The following is a 21,321-nucleotide window of genomic DNA, read 5'->3' on the forward strand; positions in this document are numbered from 1 at the left end:
CGACGGTCACCACCTCACCAGGGCAGCAGCCCGTACGAGTCGTCGGCGGCGAGGTGCCCCCAGAGCTGCCCGCTCGGCCCGTCCGCCGGCAGCGTCGCCAGGTGCACGCTCACGTCGGCGCCCTGCTCGGCGGTGCGGTACCCGGCGTGGCCGTTGAAGTCCGTCGCGCAGTAGCCCGGGTTCGCCGCGTTCACCAGGACCGGAGTGTCCCGGAGCTCCTTGGCGTACATCGCGGTGACCATGTTCAGCGCCGTCTTCGACGACGGGTACGGCACCGAGGTCAGCGGCCACAGCGGGCTCTTCGGATCGGTCAGCGAGGCGATCGAGCCGACCTCGCTGGAGACGTTGACGATCCGCCCGGCCCGCGCGCGCAGCAGCAGCGGCAGGAACGCGTTCGTCACCGTCACCACCGCGAAGACGTTCGTCTCGTACACCTCGCGCAGGGTGGCCAGGGTGGTCTCGCTGGGCAGCGCCGACCCGTCCGCCCGGACGATCCCGGCGTTGTTGACCAGCACGTCGAGCCGGTCGTACTCCTGCTCCACCCGGTGCGCGGCGGCGGCCACCGACTCCGGGTCGGTCACCTCCAGCGGCAGCGGGTGGGCGTCCGCACCGCCGTCGCGCAGCGCCGCCACCGCCGCCGCGCCCCGGTCGGCGTCGCGGGCGCCCACCAGTACCGTCATGCCCCGTGCGGCGAGCTGCCGCGCGGTGGCGTACCCGATTCCCCTGTTGCCCCCGGTGACCAGGGCGAGCTGCGTGGTCGTCATGCGTCGAGCCTGCCGGCGGATCGGCGGGCGGGGGAGAGACCGGCGGAGGCTGGGACCAGCGGTACCACCCTGGGCATCCGCCGCTGCGGCAGGCTGGACGCATGACGTTGCGCCGGGCCGAACTGGCCACCTTCCTGCGCAGCCGCCGCGCGAAGCTGCGCCCCGCCGAGGTCGGCCTCCCCGACGGGGTACGCCGCCGCACGCCCGGCCTGCGCCGCCAGGAGGTGGCCCAGCTCGCGGGCATCTCCGTCGACTACCTCATCCGACTCGAACAGGGCCGGGGCCCGCACCCGTCCCGGCAGGTGCTGGCCGCGCTGGCCCGGGCGCTGCTGCTCAGCCGCGACGAGCGGGAGTACCTGTTCCGGGTGGCCGGGGAGAGCCCGCCGCCGGTGACCGGCCCCAGCGGGGAGGTGGCCCCGGGGGTGCGGCACCTGCTCGACGCGATGACCGAGACCCCGGCGTACCTGGTGGACGCCGCGTACGACGTGCTGGCCTGGAACCGGCTGGCCGGGTACTTCGTGGGGGAGCTGCCGGTCGGGGACCGCAACATGATCCGGTGGATGTTCCGGCAGCGTGGCCCGGAGCTGCCCTGGACCGATCCGGAGCTGCTCCGCTTCGCCCGTGACTCGGTGGCCGACCTGCGCGCCGCCTACGGCCGCTACCCCGGCCACCGGGTGCTGGTCGACCTGGTCACCGAGCTGCTCGGCGTCTCGTCGAGCTTCGCCGCCCTGTGGGCCGAGCACGACGTGGCCGACCGCCGTCCGGTGGTCAAGCGGGTGGCCCACCCAAAGCTGGGTCCGCTGGAGTTCGAGTGCCGGGTGCTGCTGGTGCCGGAGAGCGACCAGCGGCTGATCGTCTACACCGCCGCGCCCGGCTCGCCGACCCGCGAGGTGTTCCGCCGCCTCGGCGAGCGGGTCGCCGGCTGAGCCCACCCGACCGTGGTCGTGCTGCCCTACCTGGAGTCCGCGCCCCGGACCGGGCGGAGCGGAGTCCGCGTTCGGGTCCCGCTCCGCCCGGTCGCGCCGCTCAGCCGGGGACGTAGTCGAAGACGTCCGGGTTCGGGCCGCGCCGGCCCGCCTCGCCCCTGTCCAGGCTGCTGATCCGGTCCATCGCCGCGTCGTCCAGGGTGAAGTCGAAGATGCGGAAGTTCTCCTCGATCCGCTTCGGGGTGGTCGACTTGGGGAAGACGATGTCGCCGCGCTGCACGTGCCAGCGCAGGGTCACCTGGGCGGGGGTACGGCCCACCTGCTCGGCGATGTCGACGATCGTCGGGTCGTCGAGCACCTTGCCCTGGGCGATCGGCGACCACGCCTCGGTGACGATGTTGTGCTCCCGGTCGTACGCGCGCACCTCCTCGTTGGCGAGGTACGGGTGCGCCTCGACCTGGTTGACCGCCGGCACCACGTCCGCCTCGGCGGCCAGCCGGGCCAGGTGGGGCACCTGGAAGTTCGACACCCCGATCGAGCGGGCCCGGCCGTCGCGCTGGAACTCCTCCAGCGCCTTCCAGGTGGAGACGAAGTCGCCGTCGTAGCGGGTCGGCAGCGGCCAGTGGATGAGGAACAGGTCGATGTAGTCCGTCCGCAGCGCGGCCAGCGTCGACTCGAACGCCTTGCGGGCGTCGTCGGGGCGGTGGAAGCCGTTGTTCAGTTTGCTGGTCACGAAGACCTCGGCCCGGTCCAGGCCGGCGCTGCGGATCGCCTCGCCGACCTCCGCCTCGTTGCCGTACATCTCGGCGGTGTCGATGTGCCGGTAGCCGACCTCCAGCGCCCGGCCCACCGCCTCGGCGGTGTCCTCCGGCTCGATCTGGAACACCCCGAAGCCGAGCTGCGGGATGGTGTTGCCGTCGTTGAGGCTGATGTCGGGAACGGTGTTGGCCATGTCGGCTGTCTCTCCCCTCGTCCGGGGTGCCCGCCGACTGGAAACGCTTCCCCGCTGTGCCGGGCACCTGTCACCGGATTCCTCTACCCGCTCGGGCCGCCTCCTCACGGTGCCCGCAGGGGTGATCTGCGACCACCGCCCGGGTCGCCGGGAGTTCACCGACTGTTGGCTGTCCCGTTGGTCCACCGGTGCTACCAACGACCTTGATCGGCCCGAATGTGGGGTCTTCCACCGAACGGGAGCGGGGTTGAGGTGCGGGCCACGAGGTTCACGGCGCTGGCCGTGATGACGCTGGTGCTGGTCGCCGGCTGCACGAACGGGAAGGGCCCCGCCGAGCGGCCCGGCACGCCGGCCACCGGCACGTTGCGGATCGTCGCCGGCAGCGAGCAGGAGAGCGTCGTCGACACCATCGTCAAGCCGTGGTGCGCGGCCCGGCGCTACACCTGCGAGGTGACCTTCAAGGGGTCGGTGGACCAGGCCCGGATGCTCGCCGGCGGCAGCCGCGACCAGGACGCGTACTGGTTCGCCTCCAGCGTCTTCCTCCAGCTCGGCGACCGGGCCAACGCCCTGCGGGACGTCCGCCCGATGTTCCTCACCCCGGTCGTCTTCGCCGCCTGGCGCTCGGAGATGACCCGGCTCGGCTTCGCCGGCCGCACCGACGTCCCGATCGCCGACATCCTGCGCGCCGTCGAGTCCGGCGAGACCCGGGTCTGGATCACCAACCCCACCCAGTCGAACTCCGGCGCCACCGTGCTCCTCGGCTTCCTGAACCACTTCGCCGGCAACGGCCCCGGTACCCCGCTCACCCAGCAGCAGCTCGACTCGCCCGCCGTCGAACAGGGCGTCACCCGGTTCGTCAAGGCGATGGACCAGACCCCACCCTCCACCGGCACCCTGATGACCGAGTGCCTGGCCCGCCCCGACCAGTGCCGGGCCATGTTCACCTACGAGGACCTGGTCATCGAGAAGAACGCCGAGCTGGTCCGGGCCGGCCGGGAACCGCTGCTGGTGGCGTACCCGAGGGGGTCGCTGGCGGTCAGCGACGCGCCGCTGGGTTTCCTGCCGCACGACGGCAACGACGGCGCCCGGCGGATCTTCACCGAGTTGCAGGACCACCTGCTCAAGGACGCCGACGCCCAGGCCGCGCTGCTCAGGCTCGGCCGCCGGCCGGCCGCCAGCGTCGGGCTCAGCCTCGACCGGCCCGACCCGGCGGTGTTCAACCCGCAGTGGGGCATCCAGGCCACCATCAACGAGCAGGGCATCCAGTTCCCGCCCGCGCCGGTCATCCAGGCCGCCCTGGACCGCTACCAGACCCGCTACCGCCGGCCCGTCGCCGCCTGGTACTGCCTCGACGGCAGCGGCTCGATGGGCGAGAACGACGGCTGGACCGGCATCCAGGCCGCCGCCGGGCAGATCTTCGACCCCGACCAGGCGGCACTGAACTTCCTCCAGACCCACCCGCAGGACAGCACCACGGTCGCCATCTTCAACGGCGGCCTCACCGGCGGCAGCCCGTGGCAGGTCCAGGGCGACGACGGTGTCGCGCTGCGCGACCTGGCCGGCAGGGTCACCGGCTACCGCCCCGACGGCGGCACCAACATGTACGCCTGCCTGAGCGCCGCCGCGCAGGCGCTCGCCGGGCCGCAGCCCGACGACCGCAAGCGGCTGGTGGTGCTGATGACCGACGGCCAGTCCAACTCCCGGGACCGGGCCGCCGCGCTCGCCGCGCTGCGGGCCGCCGGGGTGCCGGTGGTGGCCATCGCCTTCGGCCGCGACGCCGACCCGAGCCAGTTGCAGGAGGTCGCCGCCGCCACCAACGGCACCTTCGTCCGGCAGGACGACCTGGTCGCGGCGCTGCGGCAGGCGGCGGGGTACAAGTGAGGCACCGGTTCGCCGCACCCGTGGCGCTGACCGTGGCGGTGGCCGCCTTCGCCGGGGTCTTCGCGGTCACCGGCAGCCTGCTCTGGTCGCCGCTGCTCGCCGCCGCCGCCGCGCTCGGGCTCTACCTGATGCTCGACGACCGCACCGCCGCGAAGGTCGACCGCGACAGTTACGCCGACGACGCCCGCGCCCGGGTCGAGGAGGCGCTGCGGGTGCTGCACGGCATCGAACGGCTCAGCCACGACGTCGCCCGGCCCGAGGCCCGCCGCGCCCTGGCGGATTCCTGCCGGTACGTCCCGGAGCTGTTCGACCGGGTACGGGACCGCTCGCCGGACCGTCTCTACTCCACCGCCGCCCAGGTCGGTGGGCACCTGCGCAGCCTCGACGGGGTGGTCCGGCAGTACCTGGACATCCAACGCCAGCCGGTGCTCTACCGCGACCCCGAGCGGCTGCGCCGCGACGGCGAGGCGGCCTTCCGGCGCTTCGCCGACTTCGCCCTGGACAGCGTCCGGCTGGTCAACCAGGGCGAACTCGCGCAGTACACCGCCAACCTGGACACCGTCGCCCCGCCGAGCCTGCCCGACCTGGGCCGATGAATGGAGTCACGTTGAGATTGCCGAGCATCCGGTTCCTGATCGGACTGGTCACGGTGCTCGTCGTCTGCGTCACCGCGGCGGTGCTGTGGAAGCGGTCGGCGGACACCCCGGCCACCGCCGGCCCGCCCACCACCGTCACCTGTGTCGGGGGCTCCGAGAAGTCCGAGCTGATGGCCGACGCGGAGGTACGGCGGATCCTGCGCGACGACCACCGGCTGGTGGTCGCGTTCCAGCCGCTCGGCTCGTACGACCAGGTGCAGTTGAGCACCGACGAGATCAAGGCCCGCAGGCTGGACTGCCTCTGGCCGTCCAGCGCCAGCGCGCAGGGCGTCTTCGAGGCCCAGCACCCCGGGGCGTTCCCCGACTACCGGGCGGAGAACGTGCTCCAGTCACCGGAGGTCATCTACGCCGGGCCACGGGGCACCGACGCGCTGATCCGCAAGGGCATCGTCCAGCGTCGCGGCGACCGGTACTTCGTGGTGGACCTGAAGGGCCTGCTGCTGGAGCACGTGGTCCGGCGCGGCACCTGGGAGGCGCTCGGGGCGGCCGACCTGCGCGGCCCGATCACGGTGGCCAGCACCGACCCGACCAAGTCCAACAGCGGCTTCACCCTCGCCCAGCTCCAACTGAACATCATCGCCACCCCGGACGGCTTCTCCGCGCCCAGCCTCGCCCAGGCCCGTCGGGCGCTGCCGACCATGCGGGCCCTGCACGACGCGCAGGGCCTCCAGTCGCGCAGCTCCGAATCCGGGTTCAGGGAGTGGCTCACCCAGGGCGGCGAGTTCAAGGCACCGCTCTACGCCGGCTACGAGAACCAGATCATCCAGCAGGTGGCGCAGAGCGGCGACGGCAGCACCGCGCTGCTCAAGAGCGTCCGGGTGCTCTACCCCGACCCGACCATCTACAGCGACCACCCGGTGCTCGCCCTCGACCCGGCCGCCGCCCGGTTCGCCGACGCGATGAAGGACCCGAAGATCCAGGAGATCGCCTGGAAGCGGTACGGCTTCCGCTCCGCCACCCAGGTCGGCGCGAACGACGTCGCCGACTTCCCCGGCATCGGCCTGGCCGACCAGATCCGTACCGCGCCCGCGCCCGCCGCCGACGTGACGCTCGCGCTGCTCGCCTGCATGAAGAACGCCACCACCTGCGCGTGAAGGGGACCCACGTCATGACCGAGGGACTACAGATCGACTTCGGCAGCATCGTCGGTGGCCCGGCCGACCCGCCCGCCGGTGCCGCCGATGCCGCCATCACCACCGCCCTGGCGGCCACCGCGCCCGCCACCGGGGCCGAGGCGGCCTCCTTCACCTGCCGGGAGCTGCTCACCCCGGCGCAGCTCGGCCAGGCCCGACAGGCCGCCCGGCAGCTCTACCCGACGATGCTGACCAACACCGAGGCCCTGGCGAGCTTCGGCAACCAGGCGCTCGACGAGGTCAACACCCAGGTCAGCCGGATCTTCCGGGAGGTCGGCCGGGTGGACATCCCGGAGCTGACCGGCATCATGCACGAGATCAACGATCGGATGCGCAGCTTCCGGCGCCGGTACGACCCGAGCGACCCGAGGGTGCGGGAGACCTTCACCAGGTTCTCCGACGCCGTCCGGGGGCTGTTCCGCAAGGGGCGGGACCTGCTGGAGATGCTGTTCGAGGAGGCGCGCACGGTCGAGCAGCAGCTCGACCGGGTCGCCGGGCAGCTCGCCGACAAGCAGCTACAGCTACGCCGCAACGTGGTGCTCTGCGACGAGCTGTACAAGGCCAACGAGGCGGCCATCGGCCAGCTCGTCGGCGCCATCGCGGTGATGGAGCTGATCCGCGACGAGGCGCTGGCCGACGCGCGGTCCATCGTCGTCACCCCTGGTGCGCCGGACGAGCGGGACCAGCGGGAACGGCTCTCCGTGGTCACCGAGTTCATCCAGGCCATCGAGGTGCGGGCCAACGAGTTCCAGCAGCGGCTCTTCGTGGCCTGGTCCACCTCCCCGCAGGTCCGCAACATCCGCACCCTCAACTACGGGCTCGGTCAGCGGTTGGCGCTGCTGATCAACCTGACCATCCCGACGATGAAGCTGACCATCGCCCAGTGGGCGCTGCTGTTGCAGGCCAGCCAGGCCGCCGACATGCAGCAGGTGGTCGCCGACGGCGCCAACGACGTGCTCTCGGCGTACGCGGCGGCGTCGAGGACGGCGGTGCCGCAGATCGCCCGGGCGATCCAGACCCCGACCATCCGTCCGGAGACCATCCTGGAGGTCGCCGAGTCGATCGACGCGCAGGCCCGGGGGATCGAGGAGGCGGTCCGCTACGGCCAGCAGAAGCGGGCCGACGTGGTCGGCGCCATCGTCACCGCCAACCGGTCCATGTCGGAGTCGTCGGAGCGGCTCGGCCGTACGGTGGTGGAGCTGGTCAGCCGGGCCAAGGAGCCGGTCGCGCTCCCGACCGGCCCGCAGTTGCCGGCGGCGGTGCTGGAGCAGGCCCCGGCGGTCGTCCCCGCGCCGCGCTGACCGGTCGGTGTCGCCGGCGCGGGTGGCCCCACGCCGGCGACTGCCGGGCCGTCAGCCCCAGATGGCGGTGGCCCACTCCGGGTGGTCGACGAACGGGTTGCGGTTGCCCTGCCAACGCTCGTAGATGCGCTGGTTGCGGCGCTGCTCGAAGGCGTCCGGCGGGTCCTGCCGGTTCCACTGCAGCAGCACCGACAGCCGGCCCAGGTACGGCGCGCTGCCGTTGGCGACCGAGTTGTTCATCTCCAGGTTCGGCCAGCCGTCCTCGCCCTCGTACCGGATCGCCATGTACATGATCATGCGGGCGACGTCGCCCTTGACCGCGTTGCGCGGCTCGAACGAGTCGGCGTCGGTGTAGCTACCGGGGGCCTCGGAGACCGCGCTGCCGCCGGTGTCGAAGTCCTTGTTGCCGCGCGACGAGTTGACCGACACGTCCTCCGGGCGGAGGTGGTGCACGTCGGTGCCGGGGCCGGTGGCGGTGCCGAAGTCGCCGTGCGACTTGGCCCAGACGTGCTCCCGGTTCCAGTCGTTGACCCCGCCGCCGTTGGTGGTCTTGCTCTGCGACCGTCCGCTGTAGATCAGGATCACGTTGTTGGCGTTCCCCGGGTCCTGGTCGGTGTCCTTCAGCGCCTCCCAGACCTGGTCGTAGGTGAGCTTGGTCTGGGTCTTGATGATCGAGTGCAGCGAGTTGCGCAGCGCGCTGCCGGTCTTGCCGACCGCGCTGGCGTAGTACGTCTGGTCGTACGGCCCGGTGGAGCCGGTGGGCGCGGGGGTGGGCGTGGCGGACCCGGTCGGCGTCGGGGTGCTGCCGCCGCCGAGGCTCATCGCGGTGGGGCTCTTCAGCCCGCCGTGGCTGAAGTAGGCGGTCAGCGTCCCGGTCGCGGTGACCTGCTTGCCGCGTAGCGAAGGGTTGCTCAGCAGTCCGAAGGTGTCCCGGTAGGCGGCGGTGACCTGGACGTAGAGCATCCGGCTGGTGCTGGTCTCGGTGGCCGTGTCGGCGAGGGCGATGGCGGTGTCGGCGGTGTAGCCGGAGGTGATCACCGTGCTGGTGGCGGTCGGCTGGCCGATCACGTAGCCGGTGACGGTGGCGGTCCGGCCGTCCTGGGCGGCGAGGGACTGCGCCACGGTCAGCGGGGCCGCCGCGGACGCCGACGTCGCGGCCACCGCCACCGACGTCGCCAGGGTGGCGGCGAGGGCCAGCGCGGTGACCAACCGCCCGGATCTCGGGCGGGTGATGCTCTTGGTATTCATGGTCGGCGATATTAACGGTACGGACCCGGCCGACGGGAGGTCAGCCAGGTGAATTTCCGTCCACCGGCACTCCGGTGCCGGCCTCGAAGAGCACCGGCCCGGGCCGGGCCTGCGGCGTCACCGCGGCCGGTGGTGCCGGAGCACGGCACGGCGTACCGCTGCCGACCGGAAGGGGGCCGGGACCGCCTGGTCCCGGCCCCCTCGTCGCCTCACTTGGCGAGCGGCTGGCCCTGCTTGTCGCGGAACGCGCCGACCAGGATGATGATGAAATCGATGAACGTCCAGATGCCGAGGCCGCCGAGGGTGATCAGCTGGAGGACGCCGGTGCCCACCTTGCCCACGTAGAACCGGTGCACACCGAGCACACCGACGAAGAAGCAGAGCAGCAGGGCGACGACCCAGGACTTCTGGGTGGTGACAGGAGCGGTCACTGCGGTCCTTTCTCAGGTGGAGACAGCCGCGGGAGCCTATCGACCGCCCTGGGACCACACAAGATCGAAAACGGTAGCTCCGACCGTACGGATGAGCCGGTCGGGCCGGTCAGGCCGCCGCCATGTCCCGCAGGGCAAGCACCGACTTCCAGTTGCGGGTGGTCGCCACCACGCCGAGCTGCTTCTCCAGGTACGCGTTGGTGAACCTGGTCCGACCGTACCCGCCGTCGGGGAAGTGCAGGTGGACCTCCCGACCGACCACTGTGAACTCCACGTTCTCGCCGCCGGGCACCCGTAGCGCGGCCACCGTCGCCGCCGCCGGCTCGGCCGCCAGGAACGCCACCAGCAGCCGGGTCGGGTCGTCCTGCCGGTCGGCGTACGGGCTGCCGTCGGCCACCGCCGCCAGCTCCGCCGCGCTGCGCACCAGCACCGGCACGGTCAGCCCCAACTCGTCGGCGACGGCCCGGGCCAGCCCCGCCGCCAGGGCGTCGGGGTCCCGGGACGGGCTGCTGAAGACCAGGTTGCCGGACTGTAGGTAGGTGCGTACGTCGTCGTGGCCCAGCCCGGTGCCGAGGCGGCGCAGGTCGGCCATCGCGAGTCGGACGGATCCCACGTTCACCCCGCGCAACAGCCCCACGTACCGGGTCATGCCGGCCTCCTTCGCGATCTGTGCCGGTGGCGCCGGCCGGACGCGACCGGGCGACCGACCCTCCGACACCGTCTCATGCCACCATCCCCGGTCGCAGTCCGACCACCGGGGACGCGCTGCCGGCGCGGGTTCAGAGCCGGCGGATCGCGGTGGAGGCGAGCCGGAACCCGACCGTCCGCTCGACCAGCCGTTCCACCAGGTCCGCCTTGCGCAGGCCGGCCACCCCGCGCAGCCCCAGCCGGGTCGCCAGCGCCCGCAGGTCCCGGGCCGACCAGGGTGACAGGTACGCCGTACCGTCCCGGCGGTGGTCCATCGCGGCGAGCGCCGCCACCGCCGCCTCCGGGTCCCCGACCGGCGGGACAGTCCGGGCCGGCGGGACGGTCCGGGCCGGCGGGGCGGTCCGGGCCGGCGGGACGGTCCGGGCCGGCGCGTCCCCGGCCGGCTCCACCGGGACCACGGCCAGCCGGGCGCGGCCCTGCGCCAGCGCGGCGACGTCCCCGGCCGGCAGTCCGGCCAGCAGCTCCGCGACCCGGGCCAGCACACCCGTCGCGAGGGTCCCGTCGGTCACGCCGCCACCTCCCGGGGTTGCAGGTGGGCGATGAACTCGGTGGTGATCTGGCGCAGCTCCTCCTGCACCACCGGCGAGGTGACCCGGTGGCGCAGCACCACCGGTACGCCGCGCGGCGTGTTGGCGGCGAAGAGGGTGATGTTCTCCCGCAGCGCGGTGGGGAAGACCGGCAGGCCCAGCGCCCGGACCTGGTCCAGGTAGCCCTGGTGGGCGGCGATCGGCCGCTGCGACGCCAACTGGATCATGGTGAACACCACTCCGGCGATGTCCGGGGCGACCTTGTGGTGGCGGCGGATGGTGGCGAAGCGCCGGGCGTCGGCGTTGTACCGGTCGACCAGTTCCCGGACGCTGCCGCAGAGGTGGTCGATGCCGAGCGTGGACAGGTAGTCGGCCTTCGCCGGGATGAGCAGGTGGTCGCTGGCGATGACGGCGGACTGGGTGACCACGTTGAAGTTCGGCGGGCAGTCGATCAGCACCAGGTCGTAGCCGTCGAGCGCCGCGTCGTGCAGGCCCTCGGCGAGCGCGCCGCGCACCCGGAACAGCTCCCGGTCGTAGTCCTCGCCGTCGGCCACGCCCCGGGCCAGCGCCAGGTCGATGTCGGCCAGGCCGAGGTGCGAGGCGATCAGGTCGAGCCGGCCGGCCCCGGTCAGGTGGGCGTTCGCCGGGCCGGGGGAGACCACCAGCTCGCCCAGGGTAACCGCCGGGGTGTCCCCGCGCAGCCCGTCGTACCAGCGCTTCACGGTGCGCCCGTCGCGCAGCCGCTCCCGCCAGTCGTCCGGGTCGTAGAAGCTGAACGTCAGACTGGTCTGCGGATCGAGGTCGATCAGCAGCACCTTCATCCCCCGGTTGGCCAGCTCGGCCCCGAGATTGGCGGTCACGGTGGTCTTGCCCACCCCGCCCTTGTAGTTGATCACGGACACGACGTACACCGACGGCACCTCCCCAGAGGGGGAACCGTAGCGGCCCCGGCGAAGTCTGACCATCCATGATGTCCGGTGGGCCGGTCACGGTCCGTGACCGGAAGTCGGGGTCGCCACCGCCGGCACCGGGCTCGCCGCCCTGGTCGTGGCCGGTCGGCCTGACCGGGCCGCCGCACCCGTCGGTGGCAGGGGGTGTGGGCCCGGTCACTCGACGACCGGCAGCACCACCTCGTTGCGGCGCAGGAACCACGGCTTCCACGGTGGGTCGAAGCGGGCGTACCGGATGGCCCCGGACGGGGTGAGGCCGGCGGCCGTGACCGCCCGGCCCAGCGCGGTGGCCCGCTGGTCGAACGCCCGGTCCGTCCAGCGCCCGCCGAACCGGACCGCGGCGGCGAGCTGCTCGGGGATTTCGCGGATGACGATCCGGGGATCCTCCGGCTCGGGCACGGTGGCGGTGCTGAGGCTCGCCGGCAGCACGAACCGCACCAGCCAGCAGTCGGGCCGGTCACCCTCCACCTGGACGACGGGCGCGGTCATCGCGATCCTCTCCGGCCCGGCCGGCTCCTGCACCACCGGCGCGGTCATCCCCACCGCCCGGCGGGACCGGTTGGCCCCCGAGAGGTACGCCGCCAGCGGCCGGAACGCCTCGTTGCCGGCGGTGGAGAAGGTCCCGCCCACCCGCATCTCGGCGACCAGGTGGGCCGGGTACCGACGCAGCTCGAAGCCGGGGTGCTGGCCCAGCACCCGGTACGGCTGCTGCTCGGTCATGGGGCACGCTCCCGCTCCGAGGGATCTCCTCCACCGCCACGCTACCGCCCGTCCGGGGTTTCCTCCCGGGGAAGCGGAACCCGCCGCCAGTACTGCCGCTTCCCGTCGTCCCGGATCACCACCCCGAGTCGGGCCAGCTCGCCGCGCAGCTCCCGGGCGTCGCGTCCCCGGTTCGCCTCGACCGCCCGCTGCCGGGCCCGCAGCAGCGGGTCCGCCCCCGGCGGCAGCTCCGGCAGCCCCTCCACCCACCGCCGGTACGTGTCCCGGTGCGGGTCGGCGTCCTGCCACGGCCAGCCGTGCTCCTGGAACGCGTCGCGCAGCCGCCGCCGGCTCAGGTCGGACGGCTCCCGGGTCAGCTCCTCGCCGCCCGCACCGAGCAGCACGAGGTCCTTGCGGTCGGTGAAGGCGGCGGCCACCGACCGGCGGGACAACTCCCGCCCGGCGCCGTCGCGGTGCAGCCGCACCCCGGCCCGATCCACCGTGACGATCAAGCGCTCCCGGGTGCCGACGTGCGCGACGAGCAGGCCGGCCAGTACGCCGAGCGTCACGCCCCCGGCCACCGCCCGGTGGTACGGCAGCCCGGCGACCAGCTCGAACCAGCCCTGCACCGGCGCCCAGGGCAGCCCGGCCACCCAGTCGGAGACCAGCGTCAGCAGCCAGCCCGCACCGGCACCCAGCAGCGGGAAGCCGACCCACATCACCACCAGTTCCCCGACGTCGCCACCGACCACGGTGGCGGCGCCCGGCTCCCTCGCCCGCATGGTCAGGACACCTCCCGCCGCAGCGTGCGCACCAGTCCGGCGGCGAGCGGGGCGGCCACCCAGGCCAGCAGCGACACCCCCAGCCGGGCCCACTGCCCGGCGGTCACCTCGGGGCCGAGCAGCGGCTCCATCGTGATCGAGGTGTCCAGCCAGCGGGCCGTCCCGCGCAGCGCCTCGATCATCGCGCCGAGGATCCCCCACACCATCGGCAGCAGCAGGTACGTCACGATCGCCAGCGGGGTGTTGAGCAGCAGCAACCCGAACGCGGCCCCCAACAGCACGTTGGCGACCTGGAACACGGCGGCGTGCCCGGCCAGGGCCCACCCGAAGTTCCAGTCACCCGCCCCGCCGGTGGCCCTGGACAGCAGCGTGCCGACGGCGGCGACGGCGAGGCTGACCAGCACCGACGCCAGCGCGGCGAGCACCACCGCGGCGAGCTTGGCGAGCACCACCCGGTCCCGGCGCGGCACCAGGACGAACGTGGACAGCGCGGTGCGCTGGGACCACTCGGCGGTGATCGACAGGATGCCCAGCACCGGCAGCAGCAGCCCCACCGGCAGCAGCGACGCGGTGAAGAACTGGGTGAAGGTCTGCTCGGCGTCGTCGACGAAACGCAGTTGCAGCACGACGATCGCGGCGGCGATCAGCCCGATGGTGGCCAGCAGCCAGCGACCGGCCCGGGTGTCGGCGAGCTTGCGCAGCTCCACCCCGGTCAGCCGGGCCAGGGACGGCCCGGGCACCGCCGGGCGGACGGTGCTGGCGGGTGCGGTCGCGGTGGTGGTCACTGCCCGGCCTCCTTCGTGCTCGCGCCGGCGGTCAGGGTGAGGAAGAGCTGTTCCAGGCCACCGCCGCCGGCGGGGCGCAGCTCGGTCAGGACCAGGCCGGCGTCGGCGGCGGCCTGGCCGACGGCGTCGGGCTCGGCACGGACCACGTACCCGCCGTCGGTGCCGCCGGTGGCGGCCAGGCCGGCCCGGTCGAGGGTGAGCCGCAGGGCGTGCGGGTCGCGGGCCCGGACCAGGGTGCCCGCGCCGGCCAGCAGCTCGTCCTTGCCGCCCTCGGCGACCACCCGGCCGCCGCCGATCACCACCAGCCGGTCGGCGACCGCCTCCACCTCACGCAGCAGGTGGGAGGAGAGCAGCACGGTGCCGCCCCGGTCGGCGAAGTCACGCAGCAGCCCGCGCATCCAGAAGATCCCCTCCGGATCCAGGCCGTTGGCCGGCTCGTCGAGGATCAGCACCCGGGGGTCGCCCAGCAGCGCCAGCGCCAGGCCGAGCCGCTGCCGCATCCCCAGCGAGTACGCCCCGACCCGCCGCCGCGCCGCCACCGGGTCCAACCCGACCCGGTCGAGGACGGCGGCCACCCGCCCGGCGTCCACGCCCATGGTCGCGGCGGCCAGGGCCAGCGTCTCCCGTCCGCTGCGGCCGGCGTGCTGCGCCGAGGCGTCCAGCAGGACGCCGACCTCCCGCCCCGGATTGGGCAGCTCCCGGTAGGGGCGGCCGGCGACGGTGGCTCCGCCGGAGGTCGGCCGGGTCAGCGCGCAGACCATCCGCATGGTGGTGGACTTGCCGGCCCCGTTCGGGCCGAGGAACCCGGTCACCGTGCCGGGCTCGCAGCGGAACGAGACGTCGTCCACGGCGGCGTGCGGGCCGTACCGCTTGCTGAGGTGCTCGACTGTGATCATGGCGTCGAGCCTGCCGGGGCCACCCGGTCGGGCGCTGCGGCCGGTGGTCGAGAGTCGCCGCTACCTCGGTCTACCGGCAGGGCTCGACTTTGGTAGCTGTCGGCGGATCGTCCCACTTCCTAGCATGGACGGGTGAGCGCCGCCGTCGTACCCGACCATCCCTGGCTGCTGCCGGGGGCGCTGGCCCCGGCGACCCGGCCGGTCCGCCGTACGCCCCGGGACTGGCTGGTCGACGTCGTCGCCGTCCTGCTCTCGCTCTGCTGCGTGATCGTCACCTTCGACGACTCGCTCCGGCCCGAACCGCAGTTCGCGCTGAACCACGGCCCGCCCTGGCTCAACGAGCTGGACGCGCTGCTGGGCCTCGGCGTCAGCGGAGCACTCTGGTTGCGCCGGCGCTGGCCGGTCGGGCTGGCGGTGGCCGTCCTGCCGCTGGCGTTCTTCTCGGTCACCTCCTCGGCGGCCCTGCTGATCATCCTGTTCACGGTGCTGGTGCACCGGCCGCTGCCGGTGGCGGCGACGCTGGTCGGCGTGCACCTGCTGGCCGCGCCGGTCTACACGCTGATCCGCCCCGACCCGACCATGTCGTTCTGGGCGGCGATGGTCTGGACGCTGGTCATCGTCGGCACGATGGTGGCCTGGGCGCTGTTCGTCCGGGCCCGCCGACAGTTGGTGCTGTCGCTGCGCGAGCGCGCCCACCGGGCCGAGGCCGAGCAGCAGCTCCGCGTCGACCAGGCCCGGCAGTTGGAGCGCACCCGGATCGCCCGGGAGATGCACGACGTGCTGGCCCACCGGATCTCGCTGCTCAGCCTGCACGCCGGGGCGCTGGAGTTCCGGCCGGACGCGCCACCGCAGGAGGTGGCCCGGGCGGCCGGGGTGATCCGGGACAGCGCGCACGCCGCCCTCCAGGACCTCCGCGAGGTGATCGGGGTGCTCCGCGCCGGCACTGCCGACGCCGACGCCGCGCCGGAACGCCCCCAGCCCACCCTCGCCGACGTGCCCGCGTTGGTCGCCGAGTCCCGGGCCGCCGGGGTCCGGGTCACCCTGGCGGACGAGGTCGCCGACCCGGCGGGCGTCCCGACGGCGGTGGGGCGCAGCGCGTACCGGATCGTGCAGGAGGGGCTGACCAACGCGCGCAAGCACGCCCCGGGCGCGGCGGTCGCCGTCCGGCTGGCCGGCGGGCCGGGAGAGGGGTTGACCGTGCAGATCCGCAACCCGTGGCCGGTGGGCGGGCCGACCGGGCCGGCCCTCCCGGGCGCCGGCACCGGGCTGGTCGGCATCGCCGAGCGGGTCAGCCTGGCCGGCGGACGACTGGAGCACGGCCGGGACGCCGCGACCGGTGACTTCCGGCTCGCCGCCCGGCTGCCGTGGCCGGTGTGAGCGACGTCGGGGACGCCCCGGTGCGGGTGCTGATCGTGGACGACGACGCGCTGGTCCGGGCCGGGCTGTCGATGATCCTCGGCGGGGTGCCGGACGTCCGGGTGGTCGGCGAGGCGGCCGACGGCGACGAGGTGCCCGCCGCCGTCGCCGGGTGCGCGCCGGACGTGGTGCTGATGGACATCCGGATGCCCCGGGTGGACGGGCTGGCCGCCACCGAGGCGTTGCGGGCGCTGCCGCACCCGCCCGAGGTGCTGGTGCTGACCACCTTCGACGCCGACGAGCAGGTGCTCCGGGCGCTGCGGGCCGGCGCGGGAGGTTTCCTGCTCAAGGACACCCCGCCCGCCGAGATCGTCCGGGCGGTGCGTCGGGTCGCGGCCGGTGAGGCCACCCTGTCACCGGCGGTGACCCGCCGGCTGATCAGCCACGTGACCGCGGGTCCGCCACCGGGCCCGGATCCGCGCCGGGACCGGGCGCTGCGGCTGCTCGGCGGGCTCACCGCGCGGGAACGGGAGGTGGCGCTGGCGCTCGGCCAGGGCCGGACCAACGCCGAGATCTCGGCGGAGCTGTTCATGAGCGTGGCGACGGTCAAGGCGTACGTGTCGCGGCTGCTCACCAAGCTGGCGTTGAACAACCGGGTCCAGGTGGCGCTGCTGGTCCACGACGCGGGCCTGGTCTGACGGTGAGGCTGGCCACCGGACCCGGCCGGCGGATCTGTGCACCGCCCCGGGCGGATTGAACCGCCGCCGGTCACCGTCCGTACCACTGGCCGAGGATGCGCTGTGGCGATTCAGCCGCATCGCTGCCGAGCTGCGGGAGGCCTGCCGTGCGAGTTGGTGAGCAGTCGACGGATCCCATCGATCAGATTCTAGGTGAGGTGCCGGTACCCGCCCCGCTGACGCCCGAGGACGTCCGACTCGCGGTGCGGTCGGTGGTGGTGCACGCCGCCGAGGAGTGGCCCAACGGGCCGCTGTGCCGCAACGACGGTGCGTCGTACCCCTGCCGGCTGCACCGCTGGGGGCGGCGGGTGCTGGAGACACACGGGCTGAACGAACGCCAGATCGACGCGCTGATCCGGCACGGCAACCCGTTCGTGCACGTGCCCTTCCCGTTCACCTACACCACTCCACGGTCCGGCCCGGTGCCGGCCCGGAGCACGCCGACCGCCGGCCACCCGGTCCGGGGGCAGGCCGCCCGGCCCGCCACGCCGCCGACCCGGCCCACCGGGTCGGCGATGCGGTCCGCCGCGCCGGGGCTGCGACCCGGCCTGCCCGGTCGGCCGGTGGCACCCCCCGCCACCGCGCCGCGCTGGCCCCGGGCGAGCTGAGCGGGGGTACGTCCGCCAGGCTCGGTCGGGTGCCCCCGGGGCCCGGCCCGGCCCCAGGGTCCCGCCGGGGCCGGGCCGGGCCCCGCCATGCCGGGCGCCGAGGGTGATGTCGCTTCGTGACCCGGACCCGGTAACCTCGGCGCCGGCCGACCTACCCGGGAGGTGGACGTGGCGCGGGGCGGGGTCTTCTGCGTCGAGGGGCAGTGGCACCGCGACCTCAACGAGCGCGGATCCGTGCTGCCCACCCTCGAACTGCTCGAACGGCTCGGCCGGATCCGCTACATCCACAAGGACGCCGCCACCCGCGACGAGCTGTTCTACTTCCTCGACCGCTGGCTGCTCAAGCAGTACGCCGACCACCGGGTGGGTTTCTTCGCCATGCACGGTGAGCCCAGCCGGCTCTGCCTCACCGACTGGGACTCGGTCGAGCTGGCCGACGTCGCCGAGCGGATGGCCGGCCGGTGCGAGGGGCGGCGGCTCTACTTCGGTAGCTGCTCCGTGCTGCGCGCCTCCGACACCGCGCTGCGCGACTTCCTCGACGTCACCGGAGCGGCCCTGATCTGCGGTTTCACCCGCGAGGTCGACTGGGTCGAGTCGGCCGCCTTCGAGACCGTGCTGCTCGACGTGCTCGCCAACGGCCAGCGGCACAACGCCGCCGAACTGCGGATGGGCTCGGCGCACTGGGCGCCGCTCGCGGCGTACCTCGGCTTCCGGGTGATCTATGCCAACGGCCGGGCCTGGCGGCCCGCCGCCCGGCCCCGGGTCCCCGCCCAGGGCGTGCCGGGCCGGGTCGGCGGCCGGCCCCGCTGACACCCGCCGGGCCGCCGGCCGGGCGGCCTGGTAGAACCGGGGCATGGCACGCAGCATCGCGAGCAACACCCGGGTCGACCGGGACGCCCTGATCGAGTTCGTCCGCCCCCGGCACCGGGTCATCCTGATGACCACCCGGGCCGACGGCCGGCCGCAGTCCTCCCCGGTCGCCTGCGGGGTGGACGCCGCCGGCCGGCTGGTGATCTCCACCTATCCGGAGCGGGCCAAGGTCACCAACATCCGCCGTGATCCCCGGGTGTCGGCCTGCGTGCTCTCGGACGACTGGGACGGCCCCTGGGTGCAGGTCGACGGCGTCGCCGAGGTGCTCGACCTGCCCGACGCGCTGGAGCCGCTGGTGGAGTACTTCCGCAGCATCTCCGGCGAACACCCGGACTGGGACGAGTACCGGGCGGCCATGCTGACGCAGGGCAAGTCGCTGATCCGGGTCACCGTCGACGGCTGGGGGCCGATCGCCACCGGCGGGTTCCCCGCCCGGCTCGCCGGCTGAGTCAGTACGCCGCCGTGAAGCGCATGTTCTCGAAGCGCGGGTCCTCGATCTCGTCGACGACCGCCACGGCCAGGTCCTCGTAGGTCAGCACCGAGCGTCCCCGGTCGTCGGTGACCGGGTGCTCGGTGCCGGTCCGGTACCGGCCGGTCCGTTCGCCCGGGTGGACCTCCAGCGGCGGCGGCGAGACGTACGTCCAGGTCACCCCGTCGGCCGAGGCGCGGTACAGGGCCAGCGCGTCGGCCTGGCCCAACGCCGCGTCCCGGTACTCGTCGGGGAAGTCCGGCTCGTCGAAGTACGGGGTGCCGGCCGGCGTCAGCAGGGTCGCCCCGCCACCCACGTGGATCAGCCGGGGCGGGTCGGGCAGGTCCCGCAGCACCGTCACCAGGTTCTCCGCCGCGTCCCGCCAGAGCGCGCGCTCGCCACCGCCGACCGCCACCACGGTCACGTCGGCGTCCGCCGCCAGCTCGGTGACGCTGCGCGCCGAGGTGACGTCCCCGGTCACCACGTGCACCCCGGCCGGCAGCCAGGTGACCGACTCCGGGCGGCGGACCGCCGCGGTGACCCGGTGTCCCCGACCGGCCGCCTCGGCGACGATCCGCGAGCCCGCGGTGCCCCCGGCGCCGTACACCACCACGTTGCTCATGCCGTCCAGGCTATGGACCGGCCCCGCCGCGCGTCGGCGGAACGGCTCAGCCGACCAGCGCGGCGTAGACCAACTGGCGCAACTGCGAGCGCAGCGGGTAGGCGCTCGACGGCATGAGCTGGGTGAACAGCAGGGCGGTGAGCTCCTCGGCCGGGTCGACCCAGAACGCGGTGCTGGCCAGGCCACCCCAGTAGTACTCGCCGACGCTGCTCGGCACCCGGGCCGGCACCGGGTCCTGCACCACGGCGAAGCCCAGGCCGAAGCCGATGCCGTCGAGCACCGTCTCGGCGAACCCCTCCGGCTCGAACGAGGCCAGGTCGCCGCCGCCGGGCAGGTGGTTGCGGGTCATGTAGCGCACCGTCCGGGGCCCGAGCAGCCGGACGCCGTCCAGCTCGCCGCCGCGCAGCAGGAACTGGGTGAACCGGTGGTAGTCGGCGGCGGTGGAGACCAGCCCGCCGCCGCCGGAGAACCACTCCGGCCGGGTCAGCGCGGCGGCGCCGATCCGGTCGGCGCGGAGCGTCTGGCCGGTGGTCGGGTGCGGGGTGTAGAGGGCGGCGAGCCGCTTCGCGTCGGCCTGGTCGACCCAGAACCGGGTGTCGGTCATGCCCAGCGGGGTGAGGATCCGCTCGGTGAGGAACGCGTCCAGGCTCTGCCCGGAGATCACCTCGACGAGCCGGCCCAGCACGTCGGTGGAGACCCCGTAGTTCCAGCCCGTGCCGGGCTGGAACAGCAGCGGCAGCTTCGCCATCCCGGCGGTGGCCCCGGCCAGGTCCAGCCCCGGCGGGACGCCGAGGTCGTAGCCGGCGGCCCGGTAGAGCGCGTCCACCACCGAGGTCTGCGCGAAGCCGTAGGTCAGCCCGGAGGTGTGGGTGAGCAGGTGCCAGACCCGGATCGGCTCGACCGCCGGCACCGTGTACGCCTTGACCGCCGAGCCCTTGTCGAAGACCCGGACGTCGGCGAACTCCGGCAGCCAGCGGCTGATCGGGTCGTTCAGCTCGAACCGGCCCTCCTCCCAGAGCATCATCGCGGCGACCGAGGTGATCGGCTTGGTCATCGAGTAGATCCGCCAGAGGGTGTCCTGCTCGACCGGGGCGTCCGCCTCGATGTCGCGCAGCCCGTGGACGGAGGAGTGGGCCACCTCGCCGCGGCGGGTGACCACCACCTGCCAGCCGGCGAGCCGTCCGTCGTCGACGTAGCGGCCGAAGTGTTCGTCGATCCGCGCGAGCCGCGCGGGGTCGAAACCGATGCGGTCCGGGTCGGTGCTGCGTGCCACGCTCACCCTGCCGAAACTACTAGTCGGTACGGGCCGGCGGAAGGCCGTCGGGATCGTCGTCGGGTGCCGGGGCGGGTCACCGGGTCTGTCGGTCGCCCCGCATAGGGTGGGGCGATGCCGGAGATCACCGAGGACGAGACGTTCCGCCACGTCGACTGGTACGCCGAGGAGCTGGCGGATCGGCAGTTCGTCCGCTGCGTCTTCCAGGACGTCGATCTCACCGAGGCGGTCAGCCGGGGCGCGTCCTTCACCGGGTGCACGTTCGGCGGGGTGTCGTTCAACGCGTCCCGGCACACCGACTCGGCCTTCGTCCGCTGTGTGTTCCGCCGGTGCAACCTCTTCGAGGCCGAGTTCACCGGCTGCAAGCTGGTGGGCAGCACCTTCGACCAGTGTGAGCTGCGTCCGCTGCGGGTGGCCGGCGGCGACTGGTCGTTCGTGGCGCTGCCCGGTGCCGACCTGCGCGGGGCGCACTTCGCCGACGTACGGATGCGGGAGGTGGACCTGACCGGGGCGAACCTGACCGGCGCGACGATGACCAGGGTCGACCTCTCCGCCGCCCAGCTCCACGCGGTCCGGTTCACCCGTGCCGACCTCCGGGGCAGCGACCTCACCGCGCTGGATCCGACGGCGGTCGAGCGGGCCGGCGCGGTGATCGACGCGGAGCAGGCGATCGTGCTGGCCCAGGGGCTCGGGTTCGAGATTCGCTGACCGGTCCGCCGTGACCGGTCCCGACCGTTCGCCGCTGAG

At 73.7% G+C, this 21,321-nt stretch carries 24 protein-coding genes; 11 read left to right on the top strand and 13 right to left on the bottom strand.

Annotated elements, in window-relative coordinates; genetic code table 11:
• Positions 1-14 precede the first annotated feature (14 nt).
• A complete protein-coding gene (locus tag ACIQG9_RS04740; protein ID WP_400398436.1) occupies positions 15-764 on the bottom strand; it encodes an SDR family oxidoreductase in 750 nt (249 codons plus the stop codon).
• 101 nt (positions 765-865) lie between these two features.
• On the opposite strand from ACIQG9_RS04740, the gene ACIQG9_RS04745 reads away from it, so the two are divergent.
• Positions 866-1,690, top strand: a complete 825-nt coding sequence (locus tag ACIQG9_RS04745; RefSeq protein ID WP_400398438.1) for a helix-turn-helix transcriptional regulator — start codon at positions 866-868, stop codon at positions 1,688-1,690.
• A 100-nt stretch (positions 1,691-1,790) separates the two neighbouring features.
• Here ACIQG9_RS04745 and ACIQG9_RS04750 read toward each other — a convergent pair whose 3' ends face one another.
• On the bottom strand, positions 1,791-2,642 hold the full coding sequence (locus tag ACIQG9_RS04750; RefSeq protein ID WP_400398440.1) for an aldo/keto reductase: 852 nt from the start codon (positions 2,640-2,642) through the stop codon (positions 1,791-1,793).
• Between the two features lie 252 nt (positions 2,643-2,894).
• On the opposite strand from ACIQG9_RS04750, the gene ACIQG9_RS04755 reads away from it, so the two are divergent.
• Genes ACIQG9_RS04755 through ACIQG9_RS04770 form a run of 4 tightly spaced genes read left to right on the top strand, consistent with a single transcriptional unit; the run spans position 2,895 to position 7,613 of the window.
• A complete protein-coding gene (locus ACIQG9_RS04755; RefSeq protein WP_400398441.1) occupies positions 2,895-4,523 on the top strand; it encodes a VWA domain-containing protein in 1,629 nt (542 codons plus the stop codon).
• Positions 4,520-5,119 (top strand): hypothetical protein, encoded by a 600-nt coding sequence (locus ACIQG9_RS04760; protein WP_400398442.1) that lies wholly within the window; start codon positions 4,520-4,522, stop codon positions 5,117-5,119. Before ACIQG9_RS04755 ends, ACIQG9_RS04760 begins: the two co-directional genes overlap by 4 nt.
• 11 nt (positions 5,120-5,130) lie before the next feature.
• The gene (locus tag ACIQG9_RS04765) at positions 5,131-6,273 is read left to right on the top strand and encodes a hypothetical protein (protein ID WP_400398444.1); all 1,143 of its coding nucleotides are present in this window, start codon (positions 5,131-5,133) and stop codon (positions 6,271-6,273) included.
• A 14-nt stretch (positions 6,274-6,287) separates the two neighbouring features.
• Positions 6,288-7,613, top strand: a complete 1,326-nt coding sequence (locus ACIQG9_RS04770) for a toxic anion resistance protein (protein ID WP_400398446.1) — start codon at positions 6,288-6,290, stop codon at positions 7,611-7,613.
• Between the two features lie 51 nt (positions 7,614-7,664).
• On the opposite strand, the gene ACIQG9_RS04775 is transcribed toward ACIQG9_RS04770, so the two are convergent.
• The 9 genes from ACIQG9_RS04775 to ACIQG9_RS04815 all read right to left on the bottom strand — a co-directional run bounded on the left by ACIQG9_RS04775 (position 7,665) and on the right by ACIQG9_RS04815 (position 14,639).
• Positions 7,665-8,861, bottom strand: coding sequence for an endonuclease (locus ACIQG9_RS04775; RefSeq protein WP_400398447.1), 1,197 nt, complete (start codon positions 8,859-8,861; stop codon positions 7,665-7,667).
• Between the two features lie 209 nt (positions 8,862-9,070).
• Entirely contained in the window at positions 9,071-9,292 is a 222-nt protein-coding gene (locus ACIQG9_RS04780; RefSeq protein WP_400398449.1) for a TM2 domain-containing protein, read from the bottom strand.
• Between the two features lie 109 nt (positions 9,293-9,401).
• Positions 9,402-9,941, bottom strand: coding sequence for a DUF1697 domain-containing protein (locus tag ACIQG9_RS04785; protein WP_400398451.1), 540 nt, complete (start codon positions 9,939-9,941; stop codon positions 9,402-9,404).
• 130 nt (positions 9,942-10,071) lie between these two features.
• Positions 10,072-10,509, bottom strand: a complete 438-nt coding sequence (locus ACIQG9_RS04790) for a hypothetical protein (RefSeq protein WP_400398452.1) — start codon at positions 10,507-10,509, stop codon at positions 10,072-10,074.
• Positions 10,506-11,438: a ParA family protein gene (locus ACIQG9_RS04795; RefSeq protein WP_400398454.1), complete on the bottom strand. Its 933-nt coding sequence runs from the start codon at positions 11,436-11,438 to the stop codon at positions 10,506-10,508. The genes ACIQG9_RS04790 and ACIQG9_RS04795 overlap by 4 nt, the downstream gene beginning before the upstream one ends.
• A gap of 195 nt (positions 11,439-11,633) precedes the next feature.
• A complete protein-coding gene (locus tag ACIQG9_RS04800; RefSeq protein WP_400398456.1) occupies positions 11,634-12,197 on the bottom strand; it encodes an SOUL family heme-binding protein in 564 nt (187 codons plus the stop codon).
• Positions 12,198-12,238: 41 nt separating this feature from the next.
• Positions 12,239-12,958, bottom strand: coding sequence for a hypothetical protein (locus ACIQG9_RS04805; RefSeq protein ID WP_400398458.1), 720 nt, complete (start codon positions 12,956-12,958; stop codon positions 12,239-12,241).
• A gap of 2 nt (positions 12,959-12,960) precedes the next feature.
• Entirely contained in the window at positions 12,961-13,743 is a 783-nt protein-coding gene (locus ACIQG9_RS04810) for an ABC transporter permease (RefSeq protein ID WP_400398460.1), read from the bottom strand.
• Complete coding sequence (locus ACIQG9_RS04815) at positions 13,740-14,639, bottom strand: ABC transporter ATP-binding protein (protein ID WP_400398462.1); 900 nt, start codon at positions 14,637-14,639, stop codon at positions 13,740-13,742. The genes ACIQG9_RS04810 and ACIQG9_RS04815 overlap by 4 nt, the downstream gene beginning before the upstream one ends.
• Before the next feature lie 132 nt (positions 14,640-14,771).
• On the opposite strand from ACIQG9_RS04815, the gene ACIQG9_RS04820 reads away from it, so the two are divergent.
• The 5 genes from ACIQG9_RS04820 to ACIQG9_RS04840 all read left to right on the top strand — a co-directional run bounded on the left by ACIQG9_RS04820 (position 14,772) and on the right by ACIQG9_RS04840 (position 18,658).
• Positions 14,772-16,016: a sensor histidine kinase gene (locus ACIQG9_RS04820; RefSeq protein ID WP_400398464.1), complete on the top strand. Its 1,245-nt coding sequence runs from the start codon at positions 14,772-14,774 to the stop codon at positions 16,014-16,016.
• Positions 16,013-16,693 carry a response regulator gene (locus tag ACIQG9_RS04825; RefSeq protein ID WP_400398465.1) on the top strand — a complete coding sequence of 227 codons (681 nt, stop codon included), beginning with the start codon at positions 16,013-16,015 and terminating at the stop codon, positions 16,691-16,693. The genes ACIQG9_RS04820 and ACIQG9_RS04825 overlap by 4 nt, the downstream gene beginning before the upstream one ends.
• A gap of 197 nt (positions 16,694-16,890) precedes the next feature.
• On the top strand, positions 16,891-17,340 hold the full coding sequence (locus ACIQG9_RS04830; RefSeq protein ID WP_400398466.1) for a hypothetical protein: 450 nt from the start codon (positions 16,891-16,893) through the stop codon (positions 17,338-17,340).
• Positions 17,341-17,508: 168 nt separating this feature from the next.
• On the top strand, positions 17,509-18,150 hold the full coding sequence (locus ACIQG9_RS04835) for a DUF6642 family protein (protein WP_400398468.1): 642 nt from the start codon (positions 17,509-17,511) through the stop codon (positions 18,148-18,150).
• A 43-nt stretch (positions 18,151-18,193) separates the two neighbouring features.
• The gene (locus ACIQG9_RS04840) at positions 18,194-18,658 is read left to right on the top strand and encodes a PPOX class F420-dependent oxidoreductase (RefSeq protein WP_400398469.1); all 465 of its coding nucleotides are present in this window, start codon (positions 18,194-18,196) and stop codon (positions 18,656-18,658) included.
• Between the two features lies 1 nt (position 18,659).
• On the opposite strand, the gene ACIQG9_RS04845 is transcribed toward ACIQG9_RS04840, so the two are convergent.
• Both ACIQG9_RS04845 and ACIQG9_RS04850 read right to left on the bottom strand, forming a co-directional pair.
• Positions 18,660-19,301, bottom strand: coding sequence for an NAD(P)-dependent oxidoreductase (locus ACIQG9_RS04845; protein WP_400398471.1), 642 nt, complete (start codon positions 19,299-19,301; stop codon positions 18,660-18,662).
• Between the two features lie 46 nt (positions 19,302-19,347).
• Complete coding sequence (locus ACIQG9_RS04850) at positions 19,348-20,580, bottom strand: serine hydrolase domain-containing protein (protein ID WP_400398473.1); 1,233 nt, start codon at positions 20,578-20,580, stop codon at positions 19,348-19,350.
• Positions 20,581-20,688: 108 nt separating this feature from the next.
• On the opposite strand from ACIQG9_RS04850, the gene ACIQG9_RS04855 reads away from it, so the two are divergent.
• Entirely contained in the window at positions 20,689-21,282 is a 594-nt protein-coding gene (locus ACIQG9_RS04855) for a pentapeptide repeat-containing protein (RefSeq protein WP_400398475.1), read from the top strand.
• The last annotated feature ends 39 nt before the right edge of the window (positions 21,283-21,321 follow it).

The sequence above is a fragment of the Micromonospora sp. NPDC092111 genome (assembly GCF_044755745.1).
Classification (GTDB): domain Bacteria; phylum Actinomycetota; class Actinomycetes; order Mycobacteriales; family Micromonosporaceae; genus Micromonospora.